This window comes from uncultured Sulfitobacter sp. (assembly GCF_947499945.1).
In the GTDB taxonomy this organism is placed as follows: Bacteria; Pseudomonadota; Alphaproteobacteria; order Rhodobacterales; family Rhodobacteraceae; genus Sulfitobacter.
The window spans coordinates 252,570-276,509 of record NZ_CANMQD010000001.1; the positions used below are offsets into that span (position 1 = coordinate 252,570).

Genomic DNA, 23,940 nt, shown 5'->3' on the forward strand with positions numbered 1-23,940 from the left:
CCAACCCCCTCAAATCAGACTTGCTCAGGGCACCTGCCCTCTATACCACTAAGGCATGAATGCTCCATTGATAGACCCCTTCGCCCGCGCCATCACATACCTGCGCGTTTCCGTCACGGACCGCTGCGATTTCCGCTGTGTTTACTGCATGTCGGAGAACATGACATTCCTGCCAAAGAAGGAATTACTTACGCTCGAAGAGCTGGACCGCATGTGCTCCACCTTCATCGGACTGGGTGTGGAAAAGCTGCGCATCACAGGCGGAGAGCCGCTTGTCCGGCGCGGCATCATGACATTCTTTGACGGAATGAAGCGGCATCTGGATTCGGGTGCGCTAAAAGAGCTGACGCTGACCACCAATGGCAGCCAGTTGGAAAAGTATGCCGCCGATCTTTATGCGGCAGGTGTGCGGCGGGTGAATATCTCGCTCGACACACTTGATGAGGCGAAGTTTGCCAAAGTCACGCGTTGGGGCCGCCTGCCCCAGGTTTTGCGTGGGATTGATGCGGCGCAAGCGGCGGGCCTTCGGGTCAAGATCAACGCAGTTGCGCTCAAGGGCTTTAACGAGCCGGAACTTGCCCAAATCACCGAATGGTGCGCCGAGCGCGACATGGACCTCACATGGATCGAAGTTATGCCCATGGGCGACATCGGCAATGAGGACCGCATCGGTCAATACTGGTCGCTCAAGGACGTGCGCGCCAAATACGCGGAGCATTACACCGTCACCGATCTGGCCGAGAAAACCGGCGGGCCTGCACGCTATGTGCGCCTTGAGGAGACAGGCCAAAAGATTGGCTTTATTACGCCGCTGAGCCATAATTTCTGCGAAAGCTGCAACCGCGTGCGCCTGACCTGCACGGGGGAAATTTATCTGTGTCTGGGCCAAGAAGACAGCGCCGATCTGCGTGCCCCCCTGCGCGCCCATCCCGAGGATAACGGCCCGCTGGAGGATGCCATTCGCGCGGCCATCAACCTTAAGCCCAAGGGCCATGATTTCGACTATTCGCGCCAGAAACTCGACGGTCAGATGCCCCGCCACATGAGCCACACAGGCGGCTGAGGCCCATGCGCGCACCATTGTTGTACACTGCCTATGTCGGGCTGAGCATGCTGCTTGTGCCGTTTGCCGCCCGAAGCACTATTGCAAAACTGCGCCGCGCTGATGTCCCTGCCCACCGCGCCCATGAGCGCCTTGGCAACGCGACAGAACCGCGCCCTTACGGCACCCTCATCTGGTTTCACGCCGCCTCCGTCGGAGAGAGCCTGTCAGTGCTGGCGCTCATCACCCGCATGGGTGTGGCCCTGCCCGATGCACATTTCCTGATCACCTCGGGCACGGCGACGTCGGCCGCCTTGATCGCCCAGCGCATACCGCCGCGCAGTACCCATCAATTTGCCCCTCTCGATGCGCCAGGCCCCCTAAAACGTTTTCTCAAACACTGGCACCCTGACGCAGCCGTTTTTGTCGAAAGCGAGCTTTGGCCGCAGATGCTGCGCCGTACCCGCGCCACGGGTGCAAAGATGGCATTGGTCAATGCACGGCTTTCTGAAAAATCTATCGCTTCTTGGGCAAAACGACCCAAACTCGCCGCCTATATTCTCGACGTCTTCGACCTGATCCTGACCCAGAATGACGCAATGGCAGAGGCGATGGTGCGCATCCAAGCCCCCGCCCCCCGCGTGGCGCGCGGCCAGAACCTCAAATCCTTCGCTGGGCCCCTTCCGCACGACGAGGATTTAATTTTCGAGGCGCGCGCCGCATTAGGCCATCGCCCAGTCTGGATCGCCGCCTCCACCCATCAAGGCGAAGAGCAGACTGTGCTGGCAGCCCATAAAAAACTGCTCAAAACGCGCCCCGATCTTCACCTCATCCTCATCCCACGCCACCCTGAACGCGGTACAGAGGTGGTGCAGCGCATTGCAGATACTGGCATGGAATACACCCGCCGAAGCCGTGGCGATCTACCCGACAAGGCCGTCTATCTCGCCGATACATTAGGCGAATTGGGCAGTTGGTATGCGCTCAGCCCAGTTGTCTTCCTCGGCGGGTCCTTACTGCCCATCGGCGGACACAATCCCTTCGAGGTAGCGCAATCAGGTGGCACAGTCCTCTCTGGCAATCATGTCTCCAATTTCGCCGAGACATTTTCGGCAATGGAAGCCGTAGGTGCGGCACGAATTGTGGCCGGTGCGGACGACCTCGCGGCCCAAGTCGACATGCTGCTGAGCGATGCGCAGACGCGGGAAAAAGCGATTAAAGCGGCGCAAGCCTTTGCATCCGAACAGACCGAAAAGCTTGATTCTATTGCCACCCGCCTTATCAATGCGCTGGACCTCAGATGACCAATTTTACAAACGTCCAAGTCATCGCACCAAATTTCAAAAAGCGTCTGTCGGGGGTGACAGCCACAATCGTACGGCTGGTGCCGATACAGGCTCGAGACATTGGCATCGTCGCCACCGGCCCTGTCCTCCCAGAGCACGTCCCCCAAATTCCGCTGCACGCGCTCATTACAATGCCCCGCCGCCCTGCGCGTGTCTGGCATGCGCGGCGCAACGTCGAGATGATCGGCGGGCTCGCGCTGAAATACCTCCTGCGCAAAAATCTAAAGCTGGTTTTTACCTCTGCCTCCCAGCGCAAACAGACAAAGCTGACCCGCTGGCTCATTCGCCGCATGGATGCAGTGGTCGCCACTTCGGACAAAACCGCCGGCTATCTCGAAAACCCCGCAACCGTCATCATGCACGGCATTGATCTGGAGGGCTACGCCCCCGCACCCGACCGCGCCGCCTTGCGGGCCAAGCTGGGCCTGCCCGTCGAGGGAATCTTGATCGGCTGCTACGGGCGCATCCGCCGATCCAAGGGGACAGACGTGTTTGCCACAGCAATGGCAGGCGTGAACAAACGCTTGCCCACTCATGCCCTGATCATGGGCCGCGCCGTGCCAAAGGATGAGAAGTTCCTGCAATCAATCAAGGACGAGGTTACAAAAACAGGACTGACCGACCACTTCCACTTTTTGCCCGAAGTCCCCGTTGAGGACATGGCAGACTGGTACCGCGTGCTGGACCTATATGTCGCGCCCCAGCGCTCAGAAGGCTTCGGCCTCACCCCGATCGAGGCGATGGCTTGCGGCGTTCCCGTAATCGCTACACGTGTGGGTGCGTTCGAGCAGATCGTCACACCGCAAACAGGACTGCTCGTCGATACTGACGACCCTGCGGAGCTCATAAACGCAATATGCGAAGCGTTCGAGCCGCCCTGTCCGATCAAAGACTGGGCCAAAAACACCCGCCCCCATGTAGCCGAACACTTCTCGATCGAGCGCGAAGCGGCAGAGTTAATCACTCTCTATCGCCGACTTCTCAAAAAAAGCTGAGCCGCACAAACTGCGGCCCACCTTTACTTTGCCAGTTAAACTTAAGTCCCGCAGGGTACGCATGGAGTGGCCCAAGGTTACGCGGCAGGCATTCTTTGTTCGACAATCCCCGCCCACCAGCTGCATCCAACCGGGATCACATCATCGTTAAAGTTATAGAGCGGATGATGCACCATGGCCGTGTCGCCATTGCCCACCAGAATATAGGCTCCGGGCCGCTCTTCGAGCATGAAGGCGAAATCCTCGCCCCCCATCACCAAAGGCGCTTCGGTGCAGTCACCAGAGATGCTGCGCGCCACATCAGCGGCAAATTCCGTCTGCGCCTCGTGGTTGACCATAACGGGGTAGTTGCGGTTGTACGTCACACGCGCCACAGCCCCCATTGCCGCCGCCACACCTGTGCAAATCTCGTTCACCCGCTTGTCCGCCAGATCGCGCAGCTCAGGCGTCATAGTGCGCACTGTCCCCTTGAGGCGAACCTTTTGCGGGATCACGTTGTAGGCATGTGATGACGTCTCAAAGGAGGTGATAGACACAACAATCGTTTTCACCGGATCAGCATTTCGGCTCACAATCGTTTGCAAGGCGCCAACGATCTGGGCCGCAACCACAGTTGTATCCACAGTCTCGTTCGGCTTGGCCGCATGCCCGCCAAGGCCTTCAATCTCGATATCGAGCAGGTCAGTCGCTGCAAAGAACGGACCCGGACGGATCGCAAAACTCCCCGCTGGCATGCCGGGCCAGTTGTGCATGCCGTAGACTTCCTGAATCCCCCAACGGTCCATCATCCCGTCATCGCACATTACTTTGGCCCCGCCGCCGCCCTCTTCGGCGGGCTGGAAAATCACCACAGCAGTTCCGTCAAAATTCCGCGTTTCCGCCAGATATTGCGCGGCGCCCAACAACATAGCTGTATGCCCGTCATGTCCACAGGCATGCATCGCGCCGTCCGTTTTTGAGGCATATTCCAGCCCCGTCTCCTCATGGATTGGCAACGCGTCCATGTCGGCCCGCAGGCCAACGACTTTTCCCGATCCCGTGCTTTTGCCCTTGATCACGCCCACCACGCCTGTACGCCCAATGCCCTCAACCACTTCATCACAGCCAAAAGAGCGTAGTTTCTCGGCCACCGTGGCCGAGGTGCGGTGCGTCTCGAACAGAATTTCGGGATGCTCGTGCAAATCACGACGCCACGCTGTGATGTCGCTGTGCAATTCGGCAAATCGGTTTTTAACGGGCATGAGGGCGTCCTTTGGTGATGGTTTTGAAAAGCCTATCGCAGCCTTTGGACCACCACCAGAGGGTATGACGTCACGCTACAGGCATCCGCCGCTCGACCAGTTCTGCAAACCACGAACAGCCCGCAGGAATAGCGTCATCGTTAAAGTTATATTCGGGATGATGCACCGTGGCCCCGCCCCCGTTGCCAAGCATGATATAGGCACCGGGTCGCTCTTCGAGCATATAGGAAAAGTCCTCGCCCGCCATAATAGGCGGCGTTGTGCGGTCCACACCGGGGCTGACGACCTCGGCAGCATCTGCCGCATAAACAGTCTCATCTGCATGGTTCACAGTAACAGGATATCCGCGGTCATAGTCGATCTCGGCCACACAGCCATGAGCACGCGCGGTAAGGTCCACAATTTCTCCCAGCCGCCGCTCCGCCAAATCGCGCACGTCCTTGTCCAATGTTCGTACAGTGCCGCGCATCGTGACGCGGTGGGGGATGATGTTGAACGCCTCACTGTCCGAGCGGAGCACACAGACCGACACAACGACTTGTGCCAACGGGTCCACATTACGGCTCGCGATGGACTGCAGCGCCACAATCACATGGGCCGCTGCCAGATTAGGGTCAATCGCCTCATGGGGGGCTGCTGCATGGCCTCCCTGACCCGTAATAATAATCTCGAACTCATCTGTGGCGGCCAACAGTGCACCCTCGCGGATGTGAAAACTTCCCACTTCTGCACTAGGCATATTGTGTAAACCGTAGACTTCATTAATCCCCCAACGCTCCATCAGCCCGTCTTTGCACATCTCAAGGCCGCCACCGCCGCCCTCTTCGGCAGGTTGGAAGATCAGCGCCACGCGCCCGTCAAAGTTTCGCGTTTCTGCCAGATATTGCGCGGCCCCCAGCAGGATCGCGGTATGCCCGTCATGTCCGCAGGCGTGCATCTTACCGGGGTTCTTGGAGGCATATTCAAGCCCCGTCGCCTCCTCGATCGGCAGCGCATCCATATCCGCCCGCAAGCCCACAGTGCGACCGGAACTGTTGGTGCGCCCCTCAATCACGGCCACCACTCCTGTTTGGCCAATGCCCGTGGTGATGTCAGCGATGCCAAAGCTGCGCAGCTTTTCCTCCACGAATTTGGCAGTTTCATGCACGTCGAATTGCAATTCGGGATATTGGTGCAAATGGCGGCGCCATCCGGTTATCTCGGCGTGCATCTCGGCAAAACGGTTCTTGATCGGCATGGAATATCCTCTTCAAACGTCCGGTCCGGGGACCATTTTTGTACCATCGGTAAACCGGTTGAATCTAAAACGGCTCATGTCATGCTCTGCAGGTCGCCCCGCCGCCAGATCAGCGAGGATGCGCCCCATCGCAGGCCCAATGCCAAATCCATGGCCGCTCATTCCCGTCCCGACAATCAGCCCCTCAATTGGCGTGTGATCAACCACAGGCACAATATCGGGCATGGTATCGATCATACCCGCCCATGTCGCCTTGAGTTTCACCTCACCCAATTTTGGGAATAACGTCGCAAAGTCACGCGCCAGTTTTGCCATTTTGGCTGGCACAGGTTTGGGATCAAGAATGCGCATCCGCTCGAATGGGGTCTGCTCATCCGCAGCCCACCGCCGCTTGGTCCCCCATGCGTCGGGAAACCCATTGGGCGCATAGGGTTTCAGCAAACAGCCGAAAGGGTCAAGCCGCAGTTGGTTGATAAAATTGGGCAATGCGCGAAAGGCATCAGGCCCGACAAACAGTTCGGACGGACCTTTGGGCGCAAGTGTATATCCCCCATCGCTGCGCCGCCGAAATGCAAGCTTTGACGCCGATGCCGCGGTTTGGCCCACATCCGCCAAAGGCTCAGTCGCCGCAACCTGAGAGCGCACGGAAAGCTGCGGCAAGGCCACGCCATGGTTGCGCAAGAACAGCGACGACCATGCGCCACCAGCCAGCACCACACGCGGTGCTGCAACACGCCCCTTTTCGGTCACCACACCTGCGACTTTTTTATTAACAATATCCAAGCACCGCACCGCGCATTGCTCGACGATGTACACACCCTCGCGCACGGCGATCTCGGCGAGTGCAGGCACCGCGACCCAAGGCTCCGCCCGGTAATCGGTATCCGTATAGAGCGCAGCCAGCGGTTTCTCGGCCATGTCAGGAAACATGCGCGTCAGTTCCGCTGCACCGATGATCTTGCTGCTTAGCCCGTTCGCAGCAGCATGGGGCAGCCATTCCTCATAGCGCTCTACCGCCGCGTCATCGCGGCCAAAATAGGTCACACCCGCTTGGGTCAGGCCGATCTGCGCATTTGTCTCGCGCGACAGGTCCTCCCATATCCTCTGCGCCTCGCTCATGATCGGGATTTCCGCAGGATCGCGGCCCTGCTGCCTTATCCAGCCCCAGTTACGGCTCGACTGTTCGGCAGCCACCAACCCCTTTTCCAGCACAACCACTTTTGCTCCGCCCCGCGCCGCAAAAAGTGCTGTGCAAATGCCAATAATGCCGCCGCCAATCACCACGAGGTCTACTGCATCGGGCAAAGCCCCCACATAACGTGGCGGCTGGTTCATGGTGATTGGAAAGCCCGCCATCAGCTTATCCCCCTTAGAGACAAAGCCGCTCTACCAGCTTTTGCATAAAAGTGTGGCCCGCGTTGAATTGGTCAATTTCGATAAACTCGTTTGGCTGGTGTGCTTGGGCGATGTCGCCCGGCCCGCAGATCACAGCACTATAGCCTGCTTGCTGGAACTGGCCTGCTTCCGTGCCATAGCTCACCTTGTGGCTGGCATTGTCGCCTGTGATTTGGCGCACCAGTGTCTCGGCCTCGCCATCCTCTTCGGGCTGCAAGGCTGGCACGTCAAAGCGCGGCGTGATCTCGATCCGCGTCTCTGGCACGACTGACTGCATAGCCTTCTCTACTTCGCGCACTTTTTCAAGGTAATCGATCTTCCACTTTTCTTTATCCTCGCCCGGCACCACACGAAAATCCATGGCAAATCGACAATCCTTGGCCGTGATATTATGCGCTGTGCCCCCCTCGATCATGCCCACATGCACAGTGGTAAAAGGCGGGTCAAACATCGCAGCCAACTCGGACGGTTTCGCCGCCATATTAGCGGTGTTTTGCTCGTTGGCCCACTCGATGAGCTTGGCCCCTGCCATGATCGCATTGACGCCCGTGTGCAGCAGTGAGGAATGAACTTCAAACCCGATCACATGGGTGTTAAACCCGCTACCGCCTTTGTGACCGGTCACCGCCTGCATCGTAGACGGCTCTCCCACGATCACAGCACTGCCTTTTGGCAAGAAGCCCTGCATCGCGGCAATCATCGGCGGTGCACCCGTGCACCCGACTTCCTCATCAAAGCTGAACGCAATCTGTAGGGGCCGTTTGACCCCCGCGTAATGCGCCTCGACCAGCGCCCACAAGGCCAGCGCATCAAAACCTTTCATATCGCAGGTGCCGCGCCCGTAGTATTTACCGTCCTTCTCGACCACCGTAAAGGGATCAGTGTCCCACGGCTGCCCGTCCACAGGCACAACATCCGTATGCCCAGACAGTACAATCGCCCCCTCGACCTCAGGCCCCACATGGGCAAAGAGCGCGTGCTTCGGCTGGTCTGGGTCGATGTAGCGGTGGGCCGTGATGCCATGACTGCCCAGATACTCATCAACCCAGTCAATGAGCGGGATGTTGGTATCACGGGACACGGTGGGAAAACTGATAAGCTTGGTCATCAGCTCCAGCGGGGTAAGACGGTCAGTCATAGTCGGTATCCTCCTGAAACGGTGAGAACTTCACCGGTAATGGCACGTGCCTTATCGCTTGCCAGAAAACACACTGCATCTGCAATATCTGATGGCTCTGCCAATTGGCCAAGCGCTGTCATCTCTTCAAACGCTTTGGTCAGCTCTGTATCGCGGGGTGCCTCGGGGAGGTTTACTGCCCCGGGTGCCACAGCATTCACGCGAATACCGCGTGGTCCCAACTCCTTGGCCATGGCACGTGTCCAGAGATCAAGAGCGGCCTTACTTGCGCCGTATATTGCGGCCCCTTTTGGTGGCAGCACAGCATTGACAGACGATATACCAATCACCGATGCCCCCCGCGCCATATGCGGCAAGGCTGCCCCAAGCAAGCCATGCGGCGCCAGCACATTCACGTCGAAGGCTTCCCGCAGTACGTCATGGTTAAACTCGTTAACGGGGGAGCCTGTAATCGTGCCTGCATTGTTCACAATCAGGTCAAGGCGGCCAAAACGCTCCATGACGGCATCCACAATCCGCGCATAGCTCCGCGGATCACGCAAATCCGCCTGTATCACCAGAACACCCGTAGGAAAACTCTCCGGCGCAGTTTTCAGATGCGTGATCGCCACTGCGTAATCGGCACCAAGTGATGCGGCAATCGCCCGCCCTATCCCCCGTGCAGCGCCCGTCACAAGGGCGACTTTCCTGACAGGGCTTTGCATAACGCTTAATATCCGCTGTCGGTAATCAGCACTTTGTGCCCATTGCCCAGATCGCGGTAAACGCTTGGCTCGGCCTTATAAGTTACAGGATGGATCGGCGACGGAATCGGTTTGAAGTTCAAATCCTTCTCTGCCTTGCGTTTGCGCGGATCCGCGATGGGCACAGCCTTCATCAAGGCTTGGGTATAGGGATGTGCAGGGTTCTCGAACACTTCGCGGCGCGGTCCCAGCTCAACAATGCGCCCCAGATACATAACGCCGACATGGTGGCTGACCCGTTCGACCACCGCCATATCGTGAGAGATGAACAGGAAGGACAGCTCCATTTCCTGCTGTAATTCCATCATCAGGTTCAAGACCTGCGCCTGAACCGACACATCCAGCGCCGACACCGCTTCATCGGCGATGATCAGCTTGGGGTTCAGGGCCAAAGCCCGCGCGATCGCGACCCGCTGGCGTTGACCACCAGACAGCTCGTGCGGGAAGCGGCGCATGAAACTGCGCGGCAGCTCGACGCGGTCAAACAGCATCTCAACCCGCTCGCCCACAGCCTTACCCTTGAGCGTCTCGAAATTATGGATCGGTTCGGCCACCTGATCCGCAAGGTTCATTTGCGGATTGAGCGAGGCAAAAGGATCCTGAAAAATCATCTGCATATCAAGCCGCGCTGTACGCAGGTCTTTTGGGTTGAGCGCCATGATGTCCTTGCCGCCCAGATTGATCTCGCCCGCAAGCGGATCAACCAGCCGCAAGATAGAGCGCCCCGCCGTAGATTTGCCGCAACCACTCTCGCCCACAAGGCTCAAAGTCTGTCCTTTGTTGATCTCGAAACTCAGGTCCTCAACCGCATGAACATTCGCAACCGTACGGCGGAAGAACCCGCCTGTCACTGCAAACCGCGTCGTGAGCCCTTTGACGGTCAGTAGCACTTCATTCGTGCCCTTTATCGGCACAATGGGCTTATCTTCCGAGCCGAGCAGCTTCATCGGCTCGGGATAATCCTTACCCGTCATCTCGCCCAGCTTTGGCACCGCTGCCAGTAGCGCCTTGGTATAAGGATGCTGAGGGTTTTCAAAGATTTCCTCAACGGTTCCCTCTTCGACCTTGTTGCCGCGGAACATGACGACGACACGGTCGGCCATCTGTGCCACCACCGCCATGTCGTGGGTGATGAACATCACCGCCGTACCGGTCTCCCGCTTCAGGCGGTCCATCAGCGCCAGAATTTCCGCCTGAATGGTCACATCGAGCGCGGTCGTAGGCTCATCCGCGATGAGCAGACGCGGCTCACAGGCCAGCGCCATAGCAATCACAACCCGCTGGCGCATACCGCCCGACAATTCGTGCGGATATTGGGTCAGCCGCTTTTCCGGTTCGGGGATGCGCACTTGCGTCATCAGTTCAAGTGCGCGCGCCTCGGCCTGCGCCTTGGTCATGCTTTTGTGCAGGCGCAACCCCTCGGTCAGCTGCATGCCTACTGTAAATACAGGGTTCAGCGCCGTCATCGGCTCCTGAAAGATCATTCCGATCTCGTTGCCTCTGATCTGACGCATTTTGTCAGGCGGCATACGGGCCAGATCAACCTCGTCCCCCTGCCCGCGATCAAAGAGCATCTTGCCCCCTGCAATCTCACCGCCGCCATATTCTACCAAGCGCATGAGCGACAGCGACGAAACCGATTTACCCGAACCTGATTCTCCCACAACACAAACCGTCTCACCCGGTTTTATATCGAACGAGACATCCTCAACTCCGACTACAGGACCGTCTTTGGTCTGAAACTCCACCCGAAGTCCCTGAATCTGGGCAATCGGCGCTGTGTCAGAGAGATCAAGCATGGCAATCCTTTCAGAGTGGTGACGCAGGTCATTGCATCCTTGAGAGGTACGCTATCGCCGCGCACAGCGCAGGTCAAACGCTCTGCGCTGCCGCATACAATGACAGGTTGCACAAAACTTAAGCTGCACTGTTTTTCATCATCGCTGCCCCACCGAGAGGGTTGCAATTTTCTCTGCTTATGTTTTGATCCTGTCACGCGCTCTGGGGGTCGTGGACATCAAAGTATGATTTGGCGTTGAAAAATGACTGTTCGTACGGTGCACCTAACCCCACTTCCCGAGCGACACCATAAACGCCCACATAAGTTGGGTGATACTGCATGCTAACGCATGTCCAACCTGGAGTACCTTATGACTTTGAAATCCACCCTACTCGGAGCCGTCGCACTGACCGCTCTGGCGCCAATGGCATTTGCCGATGGCCACTCAGGCGAGCGTGGCCGCGATGGCGACGTTAAGGTCCTGTATTGGCAGGCGCCTTCAATCCTGAACCCGTTCCTTTCGGGCGGCACGAAGGATGTTGAATCCGCTTCACTGATCGTAGAGCCGCTTGCGCGCTTTACCGAGACTGGCGCAATGGTGCCATGGCTCGTTGACGAAGTACCCACAGTCGCAAACGGTGGTGTTTCCGAAGATCTGACAACGATCACATGGAAAATCACTGATGGCCTCAAGTGGTCAGACGGGTCCGACTTCACCTCCGAAGATGTCCGTTTTACTGCCGAATACTGTATGCACCCCGAAGGCGGTTGCGCACAGGGCGCAAAGTTTGACGGCGTAAAAAGCGTTGAAGCCGTCGACAAGCTGACTGTTAAAGTCACCTTTGAAGGCCCAAAGCCAAATCCTTATGGCCCCTTCGTTGGCGGTGAGAGCCCCATCATTCAGGCCGCACAGTTCGCGGACTGCCTTGGTGCAAAAGCACCCGAATGTACCGAAGCCAACTTTAACCCGATCGGCACTGGCCCGTTCAAGGTTACAGAATTCCGTCCAAACGACGTAATCACGCTGGCCGCAAACGAGAACTTCCGCATGGAGGGCAAGCCTGCCTTCGCAAGCATGACGTTCAAAGGTGGCGGCGATGCTGCTGGTGCGGGTCGCGCTGTTCTGGAAACAGGCGAGTTTGACTATGCATGGAACCTCCAGCTGGCACCCGACGTGATTGCCAAGATGGAAGAAGCAGGCAAAGGCGTTGCAATCGCGGGCTTTGGTCCACTGGTTGAGCGTCTGGAAATGAACCTGACGAACCCGTCACCTGATCTGCCGCCGGAAACACGTTCCACCGTAGCAGAACCACACCCTTTCCTCTCTGACTTCAAAGTGCGCAAAGCATTGTCCATGGCAATCGACCGCGAACTGCTGACCGAAGTTGGCTACGGCAAGGCCGGTCGCCCGACATGTAACCTCGTCCCAGCGCCCGCGCTCTACAACTCCGACAACACAGAGTGCTTGGTCCAAGACCTCGATGGTGCAAAAGCACTGCTTGACGAAGCCGGTTGGACAGACAGCGACGGCGACGGTGTACGCGATAAAGACGGCGTAAAGTTGTCCATCCTGTACCAGACATCCACAAACGCTGTGCGTCAGGATTTCCAGGCGTTGATCAAAGACTGGTGGGAGCAAATCGGTGTTGAAACCGAGCTGCGCAATCTTGACGGTTCCGTCTTCTTTGGCGGTGACCCGGGCTCCCCTGACACGTTCCAGAAATTCTACGCAGATGTAGAAATGTATGCGAACACGTTCAATGGCACGGACCCACAGTCCTACTTGTCTGCCTACCGTTGCGGCAACGAGCCTAAGCCAGACAGCCAGTGGCAGGGTGAAAACATCAACCGCTTCTGTGACCCCGCCTATGACGCCCTGCTCGATGAGCTGGCAGCAACAGGCGATCTGGAAAAGCGCGGCGAGATCGGTCGCAAGCTGAACGACATGGTCACCAAAGACACGATGACAATTGTGCCGCTGGTCAACCGTGCCCGCGTTTCCGCGCACTCCAACTCTCTTGGTGGTGTTGTGCTGAACACATGGGACTCCGAGCTGTGGAATGCCGCAGATTGGTACCGCATCAAGGATTAATGGTTGTGGCGGGGTCCTCCCCGCCCTACCGTTAACCACTATGGGCGGGGGAAACCCCGCCCATTTCCCATAACTCCATAAGACTGATCAACAAAGGCGCCGCTAGATGCTGAACTTCACCATCCGTCGACTGCTTCTATCCATTCCGACGCTTTTATTTATCAGCCTCGTGATTTTTATGCTGCTGCAACTCGCCCCAGGTGATCCGATGGCGCAGGTCCCCCTGACCGTTCCGCCAGAGGTAAAGCAGAAGATGCGCGAAGCACTCGGCCTTGGCGCGCCTGTGCATATACAATATCTCAAATGGCTGGAGCAATTCTTTGTCGTGGAACCGATGGTCCTGATCGATCACTGGACCGCCAACAGCTTCTTTTTTGGCTGGCTGCCCGACACCCAGCTTTCCATGACTGTGGACGCAGTCACTGGCGAACTGGTGCAAAAACAGCGCGTCATCAGCTGGCAAACCCGCTCTCCCGTGATGGACATCGTTATGCAGCGGATGCCGCAAACGCTTTGGGTTGTGGGTCTGTCCTATGTGGTCGGTATCCTCATCGCGATCCCGATCGGCATCTACTCCGCCTACCGTCATTATTCGCTGTTCGATCAAGCCGGTACATTTGTCACCATGGTCGGGTTTTCCATTCCGCCCTTCTTCACAGGCCCTCTGCTCATCGTAATCTTTTCCGTGACCCTTGGCTGGCTGCCCTCGATCTATGACACCACGCATGTCGTGACCGATTGGGAAAGCTTCAAAGTGCAGTTTTTGCAAATGATCATGCCCGTCATGGTGCTGGCCCTGCAAACCACGGCCCAGATCAGCCGCTACATGCGCTCTGCCATGCTCGACAACCTCAATCAGGACTACGTGCGCACTGCCCGCGCCAAGGGACTGAGCGAGAGTGTCGTCGTCATGGTCCACGTGCTGCGCAACTCCATGATCCCTGTGGTGACCATCATCGCCCTCGGAATGCCTGCGATCTTTGGCGGCGCGATCATTACCGAAAACGTGTTCAAGGTGAACGGCATCGGCCAGCTCCTGCTGACCGCCCTTTTCGCCAATGACCTGCCCATGGTCATGACACTCACCTTCATCTTTGCGATCCTCATCGTACTGTTTAACCTCATCGCCGACATCCTCTACGGCGTTCTTGACCCAAGGATCCGCTATGACTGAGCAAGCCATTCCCGCCAGCCCAATCGAAGCCGATCTGGAACTCTATGGCGCACTCAAAGACAAAGAACCATCAAAGCCCCCACGCAGCCAGTGGCGCGATGTTTGGGACCAGTTCCGCAAGCACCGCGGCGCAGTTTGGGGGGGCGGGTTTCTGCTCTTCATCACGCTCGGCGTGCTGCTCGGCCCCTACCTGTGGCAGCTTGAACCGACCAAACTCGACATCCGAAACAAGAACTGGCGCCCGATCTATACCCTCCTTTGGGAGAGTGGCGCAAAAGCAGGCTGGGCACATCCCTTTGGCACCGATCAGCTTGGCCGCGATATCCTTGCCCAGATGATCTATGGCGGCCGCGTCTCCATGGCTGTGGGCTGGTCCGCGATGATCCTGTCGCTGGTGATTGGTACTGCTGTTGGCGTGGCCTCGGGCTATTTCAAACGTGCTGATTTCGTCCTGATGCGCCTCACTGATCTGTTCCTCAGCTTGCCGATCCTGCCGTTGGTATTGCTGGCTGTGACACTTTTCCGTCAGCCCCTCACGTCTGCCTTCGGCAGCCCCGAGTCTGGCATGTTTGTCCTCATCGTTTCGGTCATCGCGCTCACGTCGTGGATGCAAACCGCCCGTATCGTGCGCGGCGATATTTTGGCACTCAAAGAGCGCGAGTTTATCCTCGCCGCCCGCTCCATCGGATCAACGCCGCGTCATATCATTTTCCGCCATTTGCTGCCCAACGTAATCTCGCCGATCATGGTGTCGGCCACCCTTGGCCTCGCCACGGCGATCATCACCGAGAGTGCACTTTCCTTCCTCGGCGTAGGCTTCCCCTCCGACTTCCCCACATGGGGCAAGCTACTTGCCGATGCTGTACAGCGGATGCAGGAATACCCCGAGCGTGTGATCCTGCCAGGTATCCTCATTTCGATCACCGTGCTCAGCGTGAACTACCTCGGTGACGGCCTGCGCGACGCACTTGACCCGCGGATCCGCGGACGCTGAGACAGCGGAATAAGACTGACCATACGGCTTTGCGGCGCGGCACAGAACAGATGTGCCGCGCCGCGTGTCTTTTGAGGACCATGATCCCAAAATTGCGACCAAACAGAACGCTGTTCTCATGTGTAGCGCCTAATGCGCGGATCACGCCCTTGATCCCTCCCCATTCCTACTCCAAATGGAAATCTGTTCTGTTTGGAAAGGTCTACCCCCATGTTCGAAGAACTCGGTTTTGAAAACCTCACCGCCCCAGAGGCAGTCGTTTATTTCGCACTCGTCATTGGCGTGGCTTTCGGCGTCTTGGCCCAGATCACCAAATTCTGTTTCCGCCGCACGTTGGTAGGTGAGGACCGTCGCGCCGCTGCGGGTGTCTGGTTCACCGCCTTGGCAGTCGCCGTTGCCGGTACCCAAGCTGCCGTGAGTGCAGAACTGATCGAATTCTCCGATCACCGCCTGCTGGCAGGTGACCTCCCATGGCTCGCCATTGTTGTCGGCGGCCTCTTGTTCGGCGCTGGCATGGTCCTCACACGCGGCTGTGCGTCGCGCCTCACCGTGTTAGGCGGCAGCGGAAACTTACGCGCCCTCACGGTACTGGTTGTCTTTGCCATCACGGCCCACGCCACGATGAAAGGGTTGTTCGCACCCATCCGTGTGGCCCTCGGCAACGTTACTGTCCCGCTGGGCGACATGACGACCCTCGCTGCCCTCCCCGGTGGCGCGTGGCTCTTTACCGCCCTGATCATCGCAGCTGCCGTCTTCATTGCTGCCCGCTCTGGCGTCCACCCCACCATGCTCATCACAGCAGCCCTGCTTGGCGCGCTGGTGCCACTGGCATGGGTCGGCACAGGCTTCATCCTCTATGATGACTTTGACGTGATCCCGATGGAGAGCCTCTCATTCACCCGGCCCGCATCCGACACATTGTTCTGGACCATCGCAGGCACCTCCATCTCGCCCGGTTTTGGCACAGGCCTCATTGGCGGCGTGCTTTTGGGCGCATTCGCGGCCAGCGTGGCCACAGGCACCTTTGTCTGGCAGAGCTTCGAGAGCGCCGCGCAAACAGGCCGCTACATGGGCGGCGCTGTTCTCATGGGCATTGGTGGCGTGCTGGCCGGTGGTTGCACCGTAGGCGCAGGCCTGTCGGGCGTGCCGACGCTGTCAATAGCAGCGATCCTCGCCATCACGACAATGGCTGCAGGCGCATGGATAACTCATGCCCTGCTTACCCGATCCGCTTCCGCACGCGGCGCACGGCCCACCACACGAGACCTACAACCGGCAGAGTAACTGCAGCTGTAAGAAGGCCTTTGGACAGGCCTGTGATTTCGGTCAATGGATAGAGCACATAACTCGCCAGCGAGACGGCATAATAGCTTATCGCCACTACAGACAAGCCTTCGACAGTATGTTGCAACCGCAGCTGTAAATCCGCCCGCTTGTCCATGCTTTCCAAGATCGACTGGTTCTGCGCCGAGCGCTCCACATCCACACGCGTCCTAAGCAAGTCGGAGGCACGCAATGCCCGCGCCGACATCCGCTCCAACCGCCGCTCCATTGAGATAACAGTGCGCATCGCAGGCTCATACCGCCGCGCCATAAACTCACCAAAGCCTTGACGCCCCTCGAACCGCTGCTCGCGCAGCGCCGATATCCGCTCGTCCACAATCGCCTTATAGGCGGCAGTCCCTGCAAAACGGAACGAAGTCTGGGCAACGACATTCTCCAGCTCAACCGACACATCCAAGAGCGCGTTCAATGTCTCCTCGGGGCGCATCTCCTGTGCACTCATTTTCGCCATCAAATCACTAATGCGCCGGTCCATATCACCCACCCGTCCACCGATCTCACGCGTGAGGGCGAAACCAAGCATCGACATGGTCTTATACGTTTCGATCTCCAGCAGCCGCTGAATAATCCGCCCAATCCGCCGCGTGCCAGTCTGTATGGGGACAAAGGCCGCAAACCGCGTGTGGCCAGCAGGGTCAATTCGGAAGTCACTGGCAACCACGGCCGCGCCATCCAGAACCTGACCCACCGCAAGGCTCTCGGGTACAAACCATTCGCGCAACTGCTCCAGCAAGGCGTCAGATTTTTTCGGCATCGGCATCAAACGCAGCAAGCTTGACGTCAGGCGCTGCCCCGGTGCCGCGTTGAGCCAATCTGCGGGAAACACGTCAAACTCCGCAGGATCAAAGGGGCGCTCGCTCAGGTCTTCGCCAAATGCGGTGTAGGTCACAAACTCGGTGTGTTGCTCCCATTTCAGATGATACTTCCCCATCGGTCCATAATAATGCGTGGCATCCTTTTCGGGGAGAGGCGCACCATAGTGTTTCAGCAGCGCCACCAGATGCGCCATATCCAAACCACGATCACGGTCCCGCGCGGCGGAATCGCCCGCTTGTTTAATCGCCAGAAACGCAACAGTTTGCGGTGCTTTTACATTCGGGAACGGCCTTGCGTGCAACTCCCCCGTGAGGGCATAGCGCAGCGGATGGTCAGTGATGGGGGCCATGGGGCACTTCCTTAGAATGACGATATCCCTGTTTGATCCTACACAGGTCTTATCCACAACTTAGAAGATGCCAGCTTAAAGGCAACTTACGCGTACCACTGCATACTTTTCCACCTATCGGAAATTCAGGCCTCCTTCCACACACGCAGCGCACGGCCTGCAAAACTGCCGCTGCTGAGGGCAACCACAGCGGCAAAAATGATCTGAAACCCATTACTGCCATAAACTTGCGGTGCAACAGCTTCCAGAAATCCACCGACGAAATTTGCACCAAAGACCAGCATCAACATAGTGAGCGTCAAGCTCTCACCCGCTAGCCGCACCCTGCGCCCTTCCCGTCCAAGCACCCAACCACGCTGGATGAGGTACCCCCCGTATATCCCCGCACCATACGAAAGCGCAAAAACCACCCAGATCGGAGGGCCTGCTGACAGCCCTACAACCGCGTTCAGCGCCGACAGACCCAAAAGCGGTAAGGCATAAAACATTATAATCGGCACCAGCCGCTCATGCCGCGCACGCAGCCCCAGAATAACAAGCAGAATAAAGAGCGGCCAAACCCAGATTGGTGTGCCTGTGAGAACTGCTGACATGGGGTATTTCCTTCGATTAATTTGAACTGCGCCCTCCAAACCATCACGTCAAAGACCCCACCACCGCCATTACGTGAAACGCCCCAAACCATGCGCCAAACCATTCACGCATCGCGAATGACGCCGCTTAGAACGCAAAACGCCCCACCGTTTCCAGTGGGGCGTTTCAAATTTTCAGTCATTTCCTTGAAAGGAAACTGATCAGTCGATCATCGGAAGGAGTTTATCCAACGACGCCTTCGCATCGCCATAGAACATGCGCGTGTTTTCCTTAAAGAACAGCGGGTTTTCGATACCGGAATACCCTGTACCCTGACCGCGCTTGGAAACAAACACCTGCTTGGCCTTCCAGCATTCCAGAACCGGCATACCAGCGATTGGGCTGTTCGGGTCGTCCTGCGCGGCGGGGTTCACGATGTCGTTGGACCCGATAACAATCGCCACGTCGGTTGTGGGGAAATCATCGTTGATCTCGTCCATCTCCATCACGATGTCATAAGGCACCTTCGCTTCCGCGAGCAGAACGTTCATGTGACCGGGCAAACGTCCCGCGACAGGGTGAATGGCGAAACGCACATTCTTTCCCTTGGCGCGCAGCTTGCGGACCAGTTCGGCCACACCTGTTTGCGCCTGTGCCACAGCCATACCGTAGCCTGGGATGATGATAACGCTATCCGCTTCGTTGAGTGCTGCTGCAACTCCTTCCGCCTCAATCGCAATCTGTTCCCCTTCAACGGCCATTTGCTCACCTTGCGGTCCACCAAAGCCACCAAGGATCACGCTGACAAACGAACGGTTCATTGCCTTACACATGATGTAGGACAGGATCGCACCTGAAGAGCCAACCAGCGCACCCACAACAATCAAAAGATCATTGCCCAGCGAGAAGCCGATCGCCGCCGCAGCCCAACCAGAGTACGAGTTGAGCATGGAAACAACCACTGGCATATCCGCGCCACCGATACCCATGATGAGGTGATAGCCGATAAACAGCGCCGCCAGCATCATCAGGAACAGCGGGAAGAATCCGCCCGTGTTGAAGTACCAAACCAGCGTGATGACCGAGACAGCCGCCGCGGCGATGTTGAGCATATGCCCACCGGGAAGCTTTTCAGCCGCCGATGATACTTTGCCCGCCAGCTTGCCATAAGCAATCACGGAGCCAGTGAACGTCACCGCACCAATGAATACGCCAAGGAACAGCTCAACGCGCAGGATGTTGATCTCGACTACCGACTTCTTGGCAATCAACTGTGCAAACGTGCCCAGTGCTGAGGTATCCCCCCCACTGGCCAGAATGCCCGCGACGCGGCCAATTTCGAAATGCGCGATCAAACCGACGAAAACCGCCGCCAGTCCCACGAGGGAGTGCATTGCCGCCACCAGCTCTGGCATCTGCGTCATCTGCACTTTTGTCGCCAGCTGATACCCGATGGCACCGCCACCAGCGATCAGGATCAGTGACAAAAGCCAGAAGCCCGAGCCGGGTCCGATCAGTGTCGCAGCCACAGCCAAAGCCATGCCAACAATACCATACCAGACGGCACGCTTGGCGCTCTCCTGTCCGGACAAACCGCCCAGCGAGAGGATGAAAAGAATAGCGGAAACGACGTAGGCCGCTGTTGTGAAACCAAAATCCATGTTCTGAAGCTCCCCTTAAGATTTCTGGAACATGGCGAGCATGCGCCGTGTCACGAGGAAGCCACCGAAAATGTTGATCCCACACATGAAGACCGACAAAGCAGCAAGAACAACCACCAGTCCCGAGCCGGAGCCGATCTGCATCAGCGCTCCCAGAATGATGATCGAGGAAATCGCATTGGTAATCGCCATCAGCGGAGTGTGCAGGCTGTGCGCCACGCCCCAGATCACCTGAAAACCAATAAACACTGACAGAACAAACACGATGAAGTGCTGCATAAAGCTGGCAGGCGCCACAAGGCCCACGGCCAACAACAACGCGCCACCAATCGCAAGCAAGGTCACTTGGTTCTTGGTCTGTGCCTTGAACGCGGCCAACTCGTTGGCACGCTTCTCTTCAGACGTCAGCTCTTTTGCCGCAGGCTTTTTGGGCGCTGCTGCAATCGCAGCCACTTTGGGTGGTGGCGGCGGGAAGGTCACTTCACTCGCATGGGCAATCGTCGCCCCGCGGATCACGTCATCTTCCATGTTGTGATTGATCACACCGTCTTTTTCAGGCGTAAGATCCGTCAGCAAGTGTCGGATGTTTGTCGAATAAAGCGTCGAAGCCTGCGTGCCCATACGGCTCGGGAAGTCGGTATAGCCGATGATGGTCACGCCATTCTCGGTCACGATCTTCTCGTCCATAACGGTCTGCTTACAGTTGCCGCCCTTCTCTGCCGCAAGGTCCACAATCACCGAGCCGGGCTTCATCGCCGCGACCATATCGGCGGTCCAGATTTCCGGCGCTTCACGGTTGGGGATCAACGCCGTGGTGATCACGATGTCAACTTCGGGCGCCAACTCGCGGAACTTCGCCAACTGCGCCTCACGGAACTCGGGGGACGAGACAGAGGCATAGCCGCCCGTCGCCGCGCCGTCTTGCTGCTCCTCTTCAAAATCGAGGTACACGAACTCGGCGCCCATGCTCTCGACCTGCTCGGCCACTTCGGGCCGCACGTCAAAGGCCAGCGTAATCGCGCCCAAAGATGTCGACGTGCCAATCGCGGCCAGACCGGCAACACCCGCCCCCACAACCAGAACCTTCGCTGGCGGTACCTTACCCGCCGCCGTGATCTGACCCGTAAAGAAACGGCCAAAGTTGTTGCCCGCCTCAATCACCGCACGGTAGCCCGCGATATTGGCCATTGAGCTCAGCGCATCCATCTTCTGGGCGCGCGAAATACGAGGGATCATCTCCATCGCGACGACAGTAGCGCCCTTCTTGGCCGCCGCTTTCATCTTCGCTTCATCCCCTACAGGAGAGAAGAAGGAGATTAGCGTCTGCCCCTCGCGCAGCTTTTTCATCTCGGAGGCATCAGGCACGCGCACTTTGGCGACCACATCAGCGGCCTTCCACAAAGCAGCGGCAGTTTTCACAACCTCGACACCAGCCGCAGCATAGGCCGCATCATCAAACCCTGATGCCAATCCCGCGCCTGACTCAATCAGGCACTCATGCCCCAGTTTTTGTAATTGAAGCGCACTGTCGGGCGTCATTGCCACGCGGCGCTCGCCCTCGAATACCTCTTTAGGTGTACCGATCTTCACTCAAAATCTCCCAAATTCTTGTTTGGTGCCGAAACTGGCGTGTCGTGCTTAGTCCTTGGACCTAGCGCGGAGGCTTCTGACAGACAAGCGCCGCACCCCCTGTTTGCGCACAATGGTGCAGCTTTTTTGGGCCATTGAAGCAATTTCATGCAAAATATCCGCAGTTTTAGCCATTGTAACATTATTTCGCGCTGCGCATCAGCCGCGCAACAATACATCGCAGCGTAAAAAGAGAATCACCACTCTGCCGTTACGTAAGATACAGCGCCCCTTTGCGCTTGCGCCTCACCACCCTAGGCTCTCCACAAAATAGGGAGAGAGTTATGTCATTGAACGGAAAACACGCACTCATCACAGGTGGCGGCACGGGCATCGGCCTTGCCATCGCGCACATGCTGGTGGAGCGCGGCGCACATGTCACCATCACAGGCCGCCGTCAGGAAGTACTTGAGGAGGTCGCAGCTAAGGGCATGACCCCGATGGCAATGGATGTGCGCAACGAGGACGATGTAGTGGCCAAAATCGCCAAAGCAGTGGCGGCCCACGGCCCCATCCAGATTTGTGTCCCAAACGCAGGCCTCGCCACAGGCAAAGCGGCCCATAAGACCGACATGGATTTCTGGCGCGAGATGATGTCGACCAACCTCGACGGCGCCTTCCTCACCATCCGCGAGAGCCTGAAGGGCATGCGCGAGACGGATTGGGGCCGCGTCATCGCAGTCTCCTCCATGGCGGGTCTAAAAGGGCTTCCCGGTGCGGCCTGCTACTCCGCGTCCAAACACGGCATGATCGGCCTGATCCGCTCGCTCTCCGAGGAATATATGGGCAAGCCCTATACCTTCAACTCGCTCTGCCCCGGATACGTGGACACGCCCATCGTAACCCGCAATACCCAGAGCATCTCGGAGCGCGCAGGCATCTCGACCGATGCAGCTCGTGATATGATGGTAAACGCAAACCGCCACAAACGCCTGATCACGGTAGAAGAAGTGGCCGCAGCCGCCGCATGGCTTGTCGGTCCCGACAGCGGCAGCATCAACGGCCAAAGCATCGAGATCGCTGGCGGCATGATGTAGTTTGGTCAATGAAAAAGCGGCGGGGTTGTCCCTCGCCGCCTATCTTATCGCCTCAAACCGCGCGTGCTATCGCCGCAGGGCGCTGGCCTGCCGACCATTCCCGCGCCGCCGCACCAAAGGCTTCGAACAATGGCCGCGAAACTGGATCCTTCGCCGCCTCATATTCGGGATGCCATTGCACCGCCAAAGTAAAGCCGGGTGCGCCGTCTACATAGATCGCCTCGGGCGTGCCGTCCTCTGCATGACCATCCACGACAATACGCGGTCCCGCCGTCTTGATCCCCTGCCCGTGCAGCGTGTTGGTGCGCACAACTTCCGCCCCCATTACACGGTGGAACACACCCCCAGTGGTAAAGCGCACGTCGTGGCGCAGCTCGAATTTCTCTTCCATCGTGCCTTCGGGTGGCATGCGGTGGTTCATACGACCCGGCAACTCGCGAATTTCTGGATAGAGCGTGCCACCCATGGCCACATTCACTTCCTGAAAGCCGCGACAAATCCCGAACACAGGCTGCCCCACGGCGACGCAAGCACGCGTCAATTCCAAGGCAACCGCATCGCGTGCGCGGTCAAATTCGCCGTGCGCTGGGGTTTCTTCTTCGCCGTATTCCTCAGGATGCACATTGGGCCGCCCACCAGTCAGCAGAAACCCGTCACAACAGGCCATCAGTTCTGGAACGGACACAAGGTTGGGGCACGAAGGCACAAGGATCGGCATACAACCCGCAACTTCCGCAATCGCCTGAGAGTTCATGATCCCGCCTGCGTGGACAGGATATTGATCATTCAAAAGATAACTATTTCCAATGATCCCGATGACCGGACGACCCATATCCAAGAACTCCTTGCTGGATTAAATTTCACACAACCTAACGCGACAAGGTTAATCCCTCAACACTACATTCGCATCAGGCTGTGGAGACTGGATTTAACCCTCCCCAACAAGCTTGGCCGCTTCAATACCAGCCATCGCAGCAATCAGGTCATTGTCAGAAGTATCACCCGTGACACCTACGGCACCAATTACGGCACCTTTGCTGGAGCGCAGCAAAACACCACCCGGCACAGGGATTGTCTGACCGCCGAACGCGCCGTTCACCGCATCCATGAAATAGGCCTGCGCCTCGGCACGTGCCATCTGGGCCGTGCCCGCCATGCCAAGCATCACTGCGCCGTAAGCTTTGCCATGGGCAATGGCAAAACGACCCGGTGCTGCTCCATCCTGACGCTCAAAAGCCTGAACATGGCCGCCCGCATCCAGCACCACAACCGACAAAGGCTTCAGCCCCATGTCGGCCCCTTTTTCAAATGTCTTGCGGATGATTACCCGTGCTTTATTCAGTGATACATTCAT

Annotated in this window: 20 protein-coding genes; 8 read left to right on the forward strand and 12 right to left on the reverse strand. The window is 57.7% G+C overall.

The genetic code is table 11. The features are described 5' to 3' along the window. Positions 1-55 precede the first annotated feature (55 nt). The 3 genes from moaA to Q0775_RS01275 are packed head-to-tail and all read left to right on the forward strand — an operon-like array spanning position 56 to position 3,383. On the forward strand, positions 56-1,063 hold the full coding sequence (gene moaA, locus Q0775_RS01265) for a GTP 3',8-cyclase MoaA (protein WP_298857382.1): 1,008 nt from the start codon (positions 56-58) through the stop codon (positions 1,061-1,063). Positions 1,064-1,068: 5 nt separating this feature from the next. Beyond that, positions 1,069-2,346, forward strand: a complete 1,278-nt coding sequence (locus Q0775_RS01270; protein ID WP_298857384.1) for a 3-deoxy-D-manno-octulosonic acid transferase — start codon at positions 1,069-1,071, stop codon at positions 2,344-2,346. Further along, positions 2,343-3,383 carry a glycosyltransferase gene (locus tag Q0775_RS01275; protein ID WP_298857386.1) on the forward strand — a complete coding sequence of 347 codons (1,041 nt, stop codon included), beginning with the start codon at positions 2,343-2,345 and terminating at the stop codon, positions 3,381-3,383. The genes Q0775_RS01270 and Q0775_RS01275 overlap by 4 nt, the downstream gene beginning before the upstream one ends. Before the next feature lie 77 nt (positions 3,384-3,460). Here Q0775_RS01275 and Q0775_RS01280 read toward each other — a convergent pair whose 3' ends face one another. From Q0775_RS01280 to Q0775_RS01305, 6 genes are all read right to left on the reverse strand, one after another. Continuing rightward, complete coding sequence (locus Q0775_RS01280) at positions 3,461-4,624, reverse strand: M20 aminoacylase family protein (protein ID WP_298857388.1); 1,164 nt, start codon at positions 4,622-4,624, stop codon at positions 3,461-3,463. Positions 4,625-4,694: 70 nt separating this feature from the next. Then, a complete protein-coding gene (locus Q0775_RS01285; protein WP_298857390.1) occupies positions 4,695-5,861 on the reverse strand; it encodes a M20 aminoacylase family protein in 1,167 nt (388 codons plus the stop codon). 12 nt (positions 5,862-5,873) lie between these two features. After that, positions 5,874-7,217, reverse strand: a complete 1,344-nt coding sequence (locus Q0775_RS01290) for an FAD-binding oxidoreductase (protein ID WP_298857391.1) — start codon at positions 7,215-7,217, stop codon at positions 5,874-5,876. Positions 7,218-7,230: 13 nt separating this feature from the next. Further along, positions 7,231-8,394: an acetylornithine deacetylase gene (argE, locus tag Q0775_RS01295; RefSeq protein WP_298857393.1), complete on the reverse strand. Its 1,164-nt coding sequence runs from the start codon at positions 8,392-8,394 to the stop codon at positions 7,231-7,233. Then, positions 8,391-9,098 carry an SDR family oxidoreductase gene (locus tag Q0775_RS01300; RefSeq protein WP_298857395.1) on the reverse strand — a complete coding sequence of 236 codons (708 nt, stop codon included), beginning with the start codon at positions 9,096-9,098 and terminating at the stop codon, positions 8,391-8,393. The genes argE and Q0775_RS01300 overlap by 4 nt, the downstream gene beginning before the upstream one ends. Positions 9,099-9,103: 5 nt before the next feature. Further along, complete coding sequence (locus tag Q0775_RS01305; RefSeq protein ID WP_298857397.1) at positions 9,104-10,936, reverse strand: ABC transporter ATP-binding protein; 1,833 nt, start codon at positions 10,934-10,936, stop codon at positions 9,104-9,106. A gap of 351 nt (positions 10,937-11,287) precedes the next feature. Here Q0775_RS01305 and Q0775_RS01310 point away from each other — a divergent pair, with 351 nt between their 5' ends. From Q0775_RS01310 to Q0775_RS01325, 4 genes are all read left to right on the forward strand, one after another. After that, a complete protein-coding gene (locus tag Q0775_RS01310) occupies positions 11,288-13,009 on the forward strand; it encodes a peptide ABC transporter substrate-binding protein (protein WP_298857399.1) in 1,722 nt (573 codons plus the stop codon). Positions 13,010-13,115: 106 nt separating this feature from the next. Next, on the forward strand, positions 13,116-14,183 hold the full coding sequence (locus Q0775_RS01315) for an ABC transporter permease (RefSeq protein WP_298857401.1): 1,068 nt from the start codon (positions 13,116-13,118) through the stop codon (positions 14,181-14,183). Continuing rightward, complete coding sequence (locus tag Q0775_RS01320) at positions 14,176-15,177, forward strand: ABC transporter permease (protein WP_298857404.1); 1,002 nt, start codon at positions 14,176-14,178, stop codon at positions 15,175-15,177. Before Q0775_RS01315 ends, Q0775_RS01320 begins: the two co-directional genes overlap by 8 nt. Before the next feature lie 210 nt (positions 15,178-15,387). Then, complete coding sequence (locus tag Q0775_RS01325) at positions 15,388-16,461, forward strand: YeeE/YedE family protein (RefSeq protein ID WP_298857405.1); 1,074 nt, start codon at positions 15,388-15,390, stop codon at positions 16,459-16,461. Here the strand turns inward: Q0775_RS01325 and Q0775_RS01330 are convergent. The 4 genes from Q0775_RS01330 to Q0775_RS01345 all read right to left on the reverse strand — a co-directional run bounded on the left by Q0775_RS01330 (position 16,397) and on the right by Q0775_RS01345 (position 21,510). Then, on the reverse strand, positions 16,397-17,686 hold the full coding sequence (locus tag Q0775_RS01330) for a DUF3422 family protein (RefSeq protein WP_298857407.1): 1,290 nt from the start codon (positions 17,684-17,686) through the stop codon (positions 16,397-16,399). The genes Q0775_RS01325 and Q0775_RS01330 overlap by 65 nt on opposite strands. A 125-nt stretch (positions 17,687-17,811) precedes the next feature. Continuing rightward, a complete protein-coding gene (locus tag Q0775_RS01335) occupies positions 17,812-18,279 on the reverse strand; it encodes a hypothetical protein (protein ID WP_298857409.1) in 468 nt (155 codons plus the stop codon). 201 nt (positions 18,280-18,480) lie between these two features. Continuing rightward, complete coding sequence (locus Q0775_RS01340; RefSeq protein ID WP_298857411.1) at positions 18,481-19,920, reverse strand: NAD(P)(+) transhydrogenase (Re/Si-specific) subunit beta; 1,440 nt, start codon at positions 19,918-19,920, stop codon at positions 18,481-18,483. 15 nt (positions 19,921-19,935) lie between these two features. Continuing rightward, a complete protein-coding gene (locus tag Q0775_RS01345; protein ID WP_298857413.1) occupies positions 19,936-21,510 on the reverse strand; it encodes a Re/Si-specific NAD(P)(+) transhydrogenase subunit alpha in 1,575 nt (524 codons plus the stop codon). A 323-nt stretch (positions 21,511-21,833) separates the two neighbouring features. Here Q0775_RS01345 and Q0775_RS01350 point away from each other — a divergent pair, with 323 nt between their 5' ends. Beyond that, on the forward strand, positions 21,834-22,586 hold the full coding sequence (locus Q0775_RS01350; protein ID WP_298857415.1) for an SDR family oxidoreductase: 753 nt from the start codon (positions 21,834-21,836) through the stop codon (positions 22,584-22,586). A gap of 52 nt (positions 22,587-22,638) precedes the next feature. On the opposite strand, the gene Q0775_RS01355 is transcribed toward Q0775_RS01350, so the two are convergent. Together Q0775_RS01355 and Q0775_RS01360 are read right to left on the reverse strand one after the other, a co-directional pair. Then, positions 22,639-23,418, reverse strand: coding sequence for a gamma-glutamyl-gamma-aminobutyrate hydrolase family protein (locus Q0775_RS01355; RefSeq protein WP_298857417.1), 780 nt, complete (start codon positions 23,416-23,418; stop codon positions 22,639-22,641). 96 nt (positions 23,419-23,514) lie between these two features. Then, positions 23,515-23,940, reverse strand: coding sequence for a heme-binding protein (locus Q0775_RS01360; protein ID WP_298857419.1), 426 nt, complete (start codon positions 23,938-23,940; stop codon positions 23,515-23,517).

Bases quoted from the DNA above. Each gene is read 5' to 3' on its own strand.
- Q0775_RS01360 (WP_298857419.1), bottom strand. From the start codon at position 23,940: ATGAATGTATCACTGAATAAAGCACGGGTAATCATCCGCAAGACATTT.
- Q0775_RS01330 (WP_298857407.1), bottom strand. From the start codon at position 17,686: ATGGCCCCCATCACTGACCATCCGCTGCGCTATGCCCTCACGGGGGAG.
- Q0775_RS01280 (WP_298857388.1), bottom strand. From the start codon at position 4,624: ATGCCCGTTAAAAACCGATTTGCCGAATTGCACAGCGACATCACAGCG.
- Q0775_RS01315 (WP_298857401.1), top strand. From the start codon at position 13,116: ATGCTGAACTTCACCATCCGTCGACTGCTTCTATCCATTCCGACGCTT.
- Q0775_RS01300 (WP_298857395.1), bottom strand. From the start codon at position 9,098: ATGCAAAGCCCTGTCAGGAAAGTCGCCCTTGTGACGGGCGCTGCACGG.
- Q0775_RS01270 (WP_298857384.1), top strand. From the start codon at position 1,069: ATGCGCGCACCATTGTTGTACACTGCCTATGTCGGGCTGAGCATGCTG.
- Q0775_RS01320 (WP_298857404.1), top strand. From the start codon at position 14,176: ATGACTGAGCAAGCCATTCCCGCCAGCCCAATCGAAGCCGATCTGGAA.
- Q0775_RS01305 (WP_298857397.1), bottom strand. From the start codon at position 10,936: ATGCTTGATCTCTCTGACACAGCGCCGATTGCCCAGATTCAGGGACTT.
- Q0775_RS01335 (WP_298857409.1), bottom strand. From the start codon at position 18,279: ATGTCAGCAGTTCTCACAGGCACACCAATCTGGGTTTGGCCGCTCTTT.
- moaA (WP_298857382.1), top strand. From the start codon at position 56: ATGAATGCTCCATTGATAGACCCCTTCGCCCGCGCCATCACATACCTG.
- Q0775_RS01275 (WP_298857386.1), top strand. From the start codon at position 2,343: ATGACCAATTTTACAAACGTCCAAGTCATCGCACCAAATTTCAAAAAG.
- Q0775_RS01310 (WP_298857399.1), top strand. From the start codon at position 11,288: ATGACTTTGAAATCCACCCTACTCGGAGCCGTCGCACTGACCGCTCTG.
- Q0775_RS01350 (WP_298857415.1), top strand. From the start codon at position 21,834: ATGTCATTGAACGGAAAACACGCACTCATCACAGGTGGCGGCACGGGC.
- Q0775_RS01285 (WP_298857390.1), bottom strand. From the start codon at position 5,861: ATGCCGATCAAGAACCGTTTTGCCGAGATGCACGCCGAGATAACCGGA.
- Q0775_RS01290 (WP_298857391.1), bottom strand. From the start codon at position 7,217: ATGGCGGGCTTTCCAATCACCATGAACCAGCCGCCACGTTATGTGGGG.
- Q0775_RS01355 (WP_298857417.1), bottom strand. From the start codon at position 23,418: ATGGGTCGTCCGGTCATCGGGATCATTGGAAATAGTTATCTTTTGAAT.
- Q0775_RS01340 (WP_298857411.1), bottom strand. From the start codon at position 19,920: ATGGATTTTGGTTTCACAACAGCGGCCTACGTCGTTTCCGCTATTCTT.
- Q0775_RS01325 (WP_298857405.1), top strand. From the start codon at position 15,388: ATGTTCGAAGAACTCGGTTTTGAAAACCTCACCGCCCCAGAGGCAGTC.
- argE (WP_298857393.1), bottom strand. From the start codon at position 8,394: ATGACTGACCGTCTTACCCCGCTGGAGCTGATGACCAAGCTTATCAGT.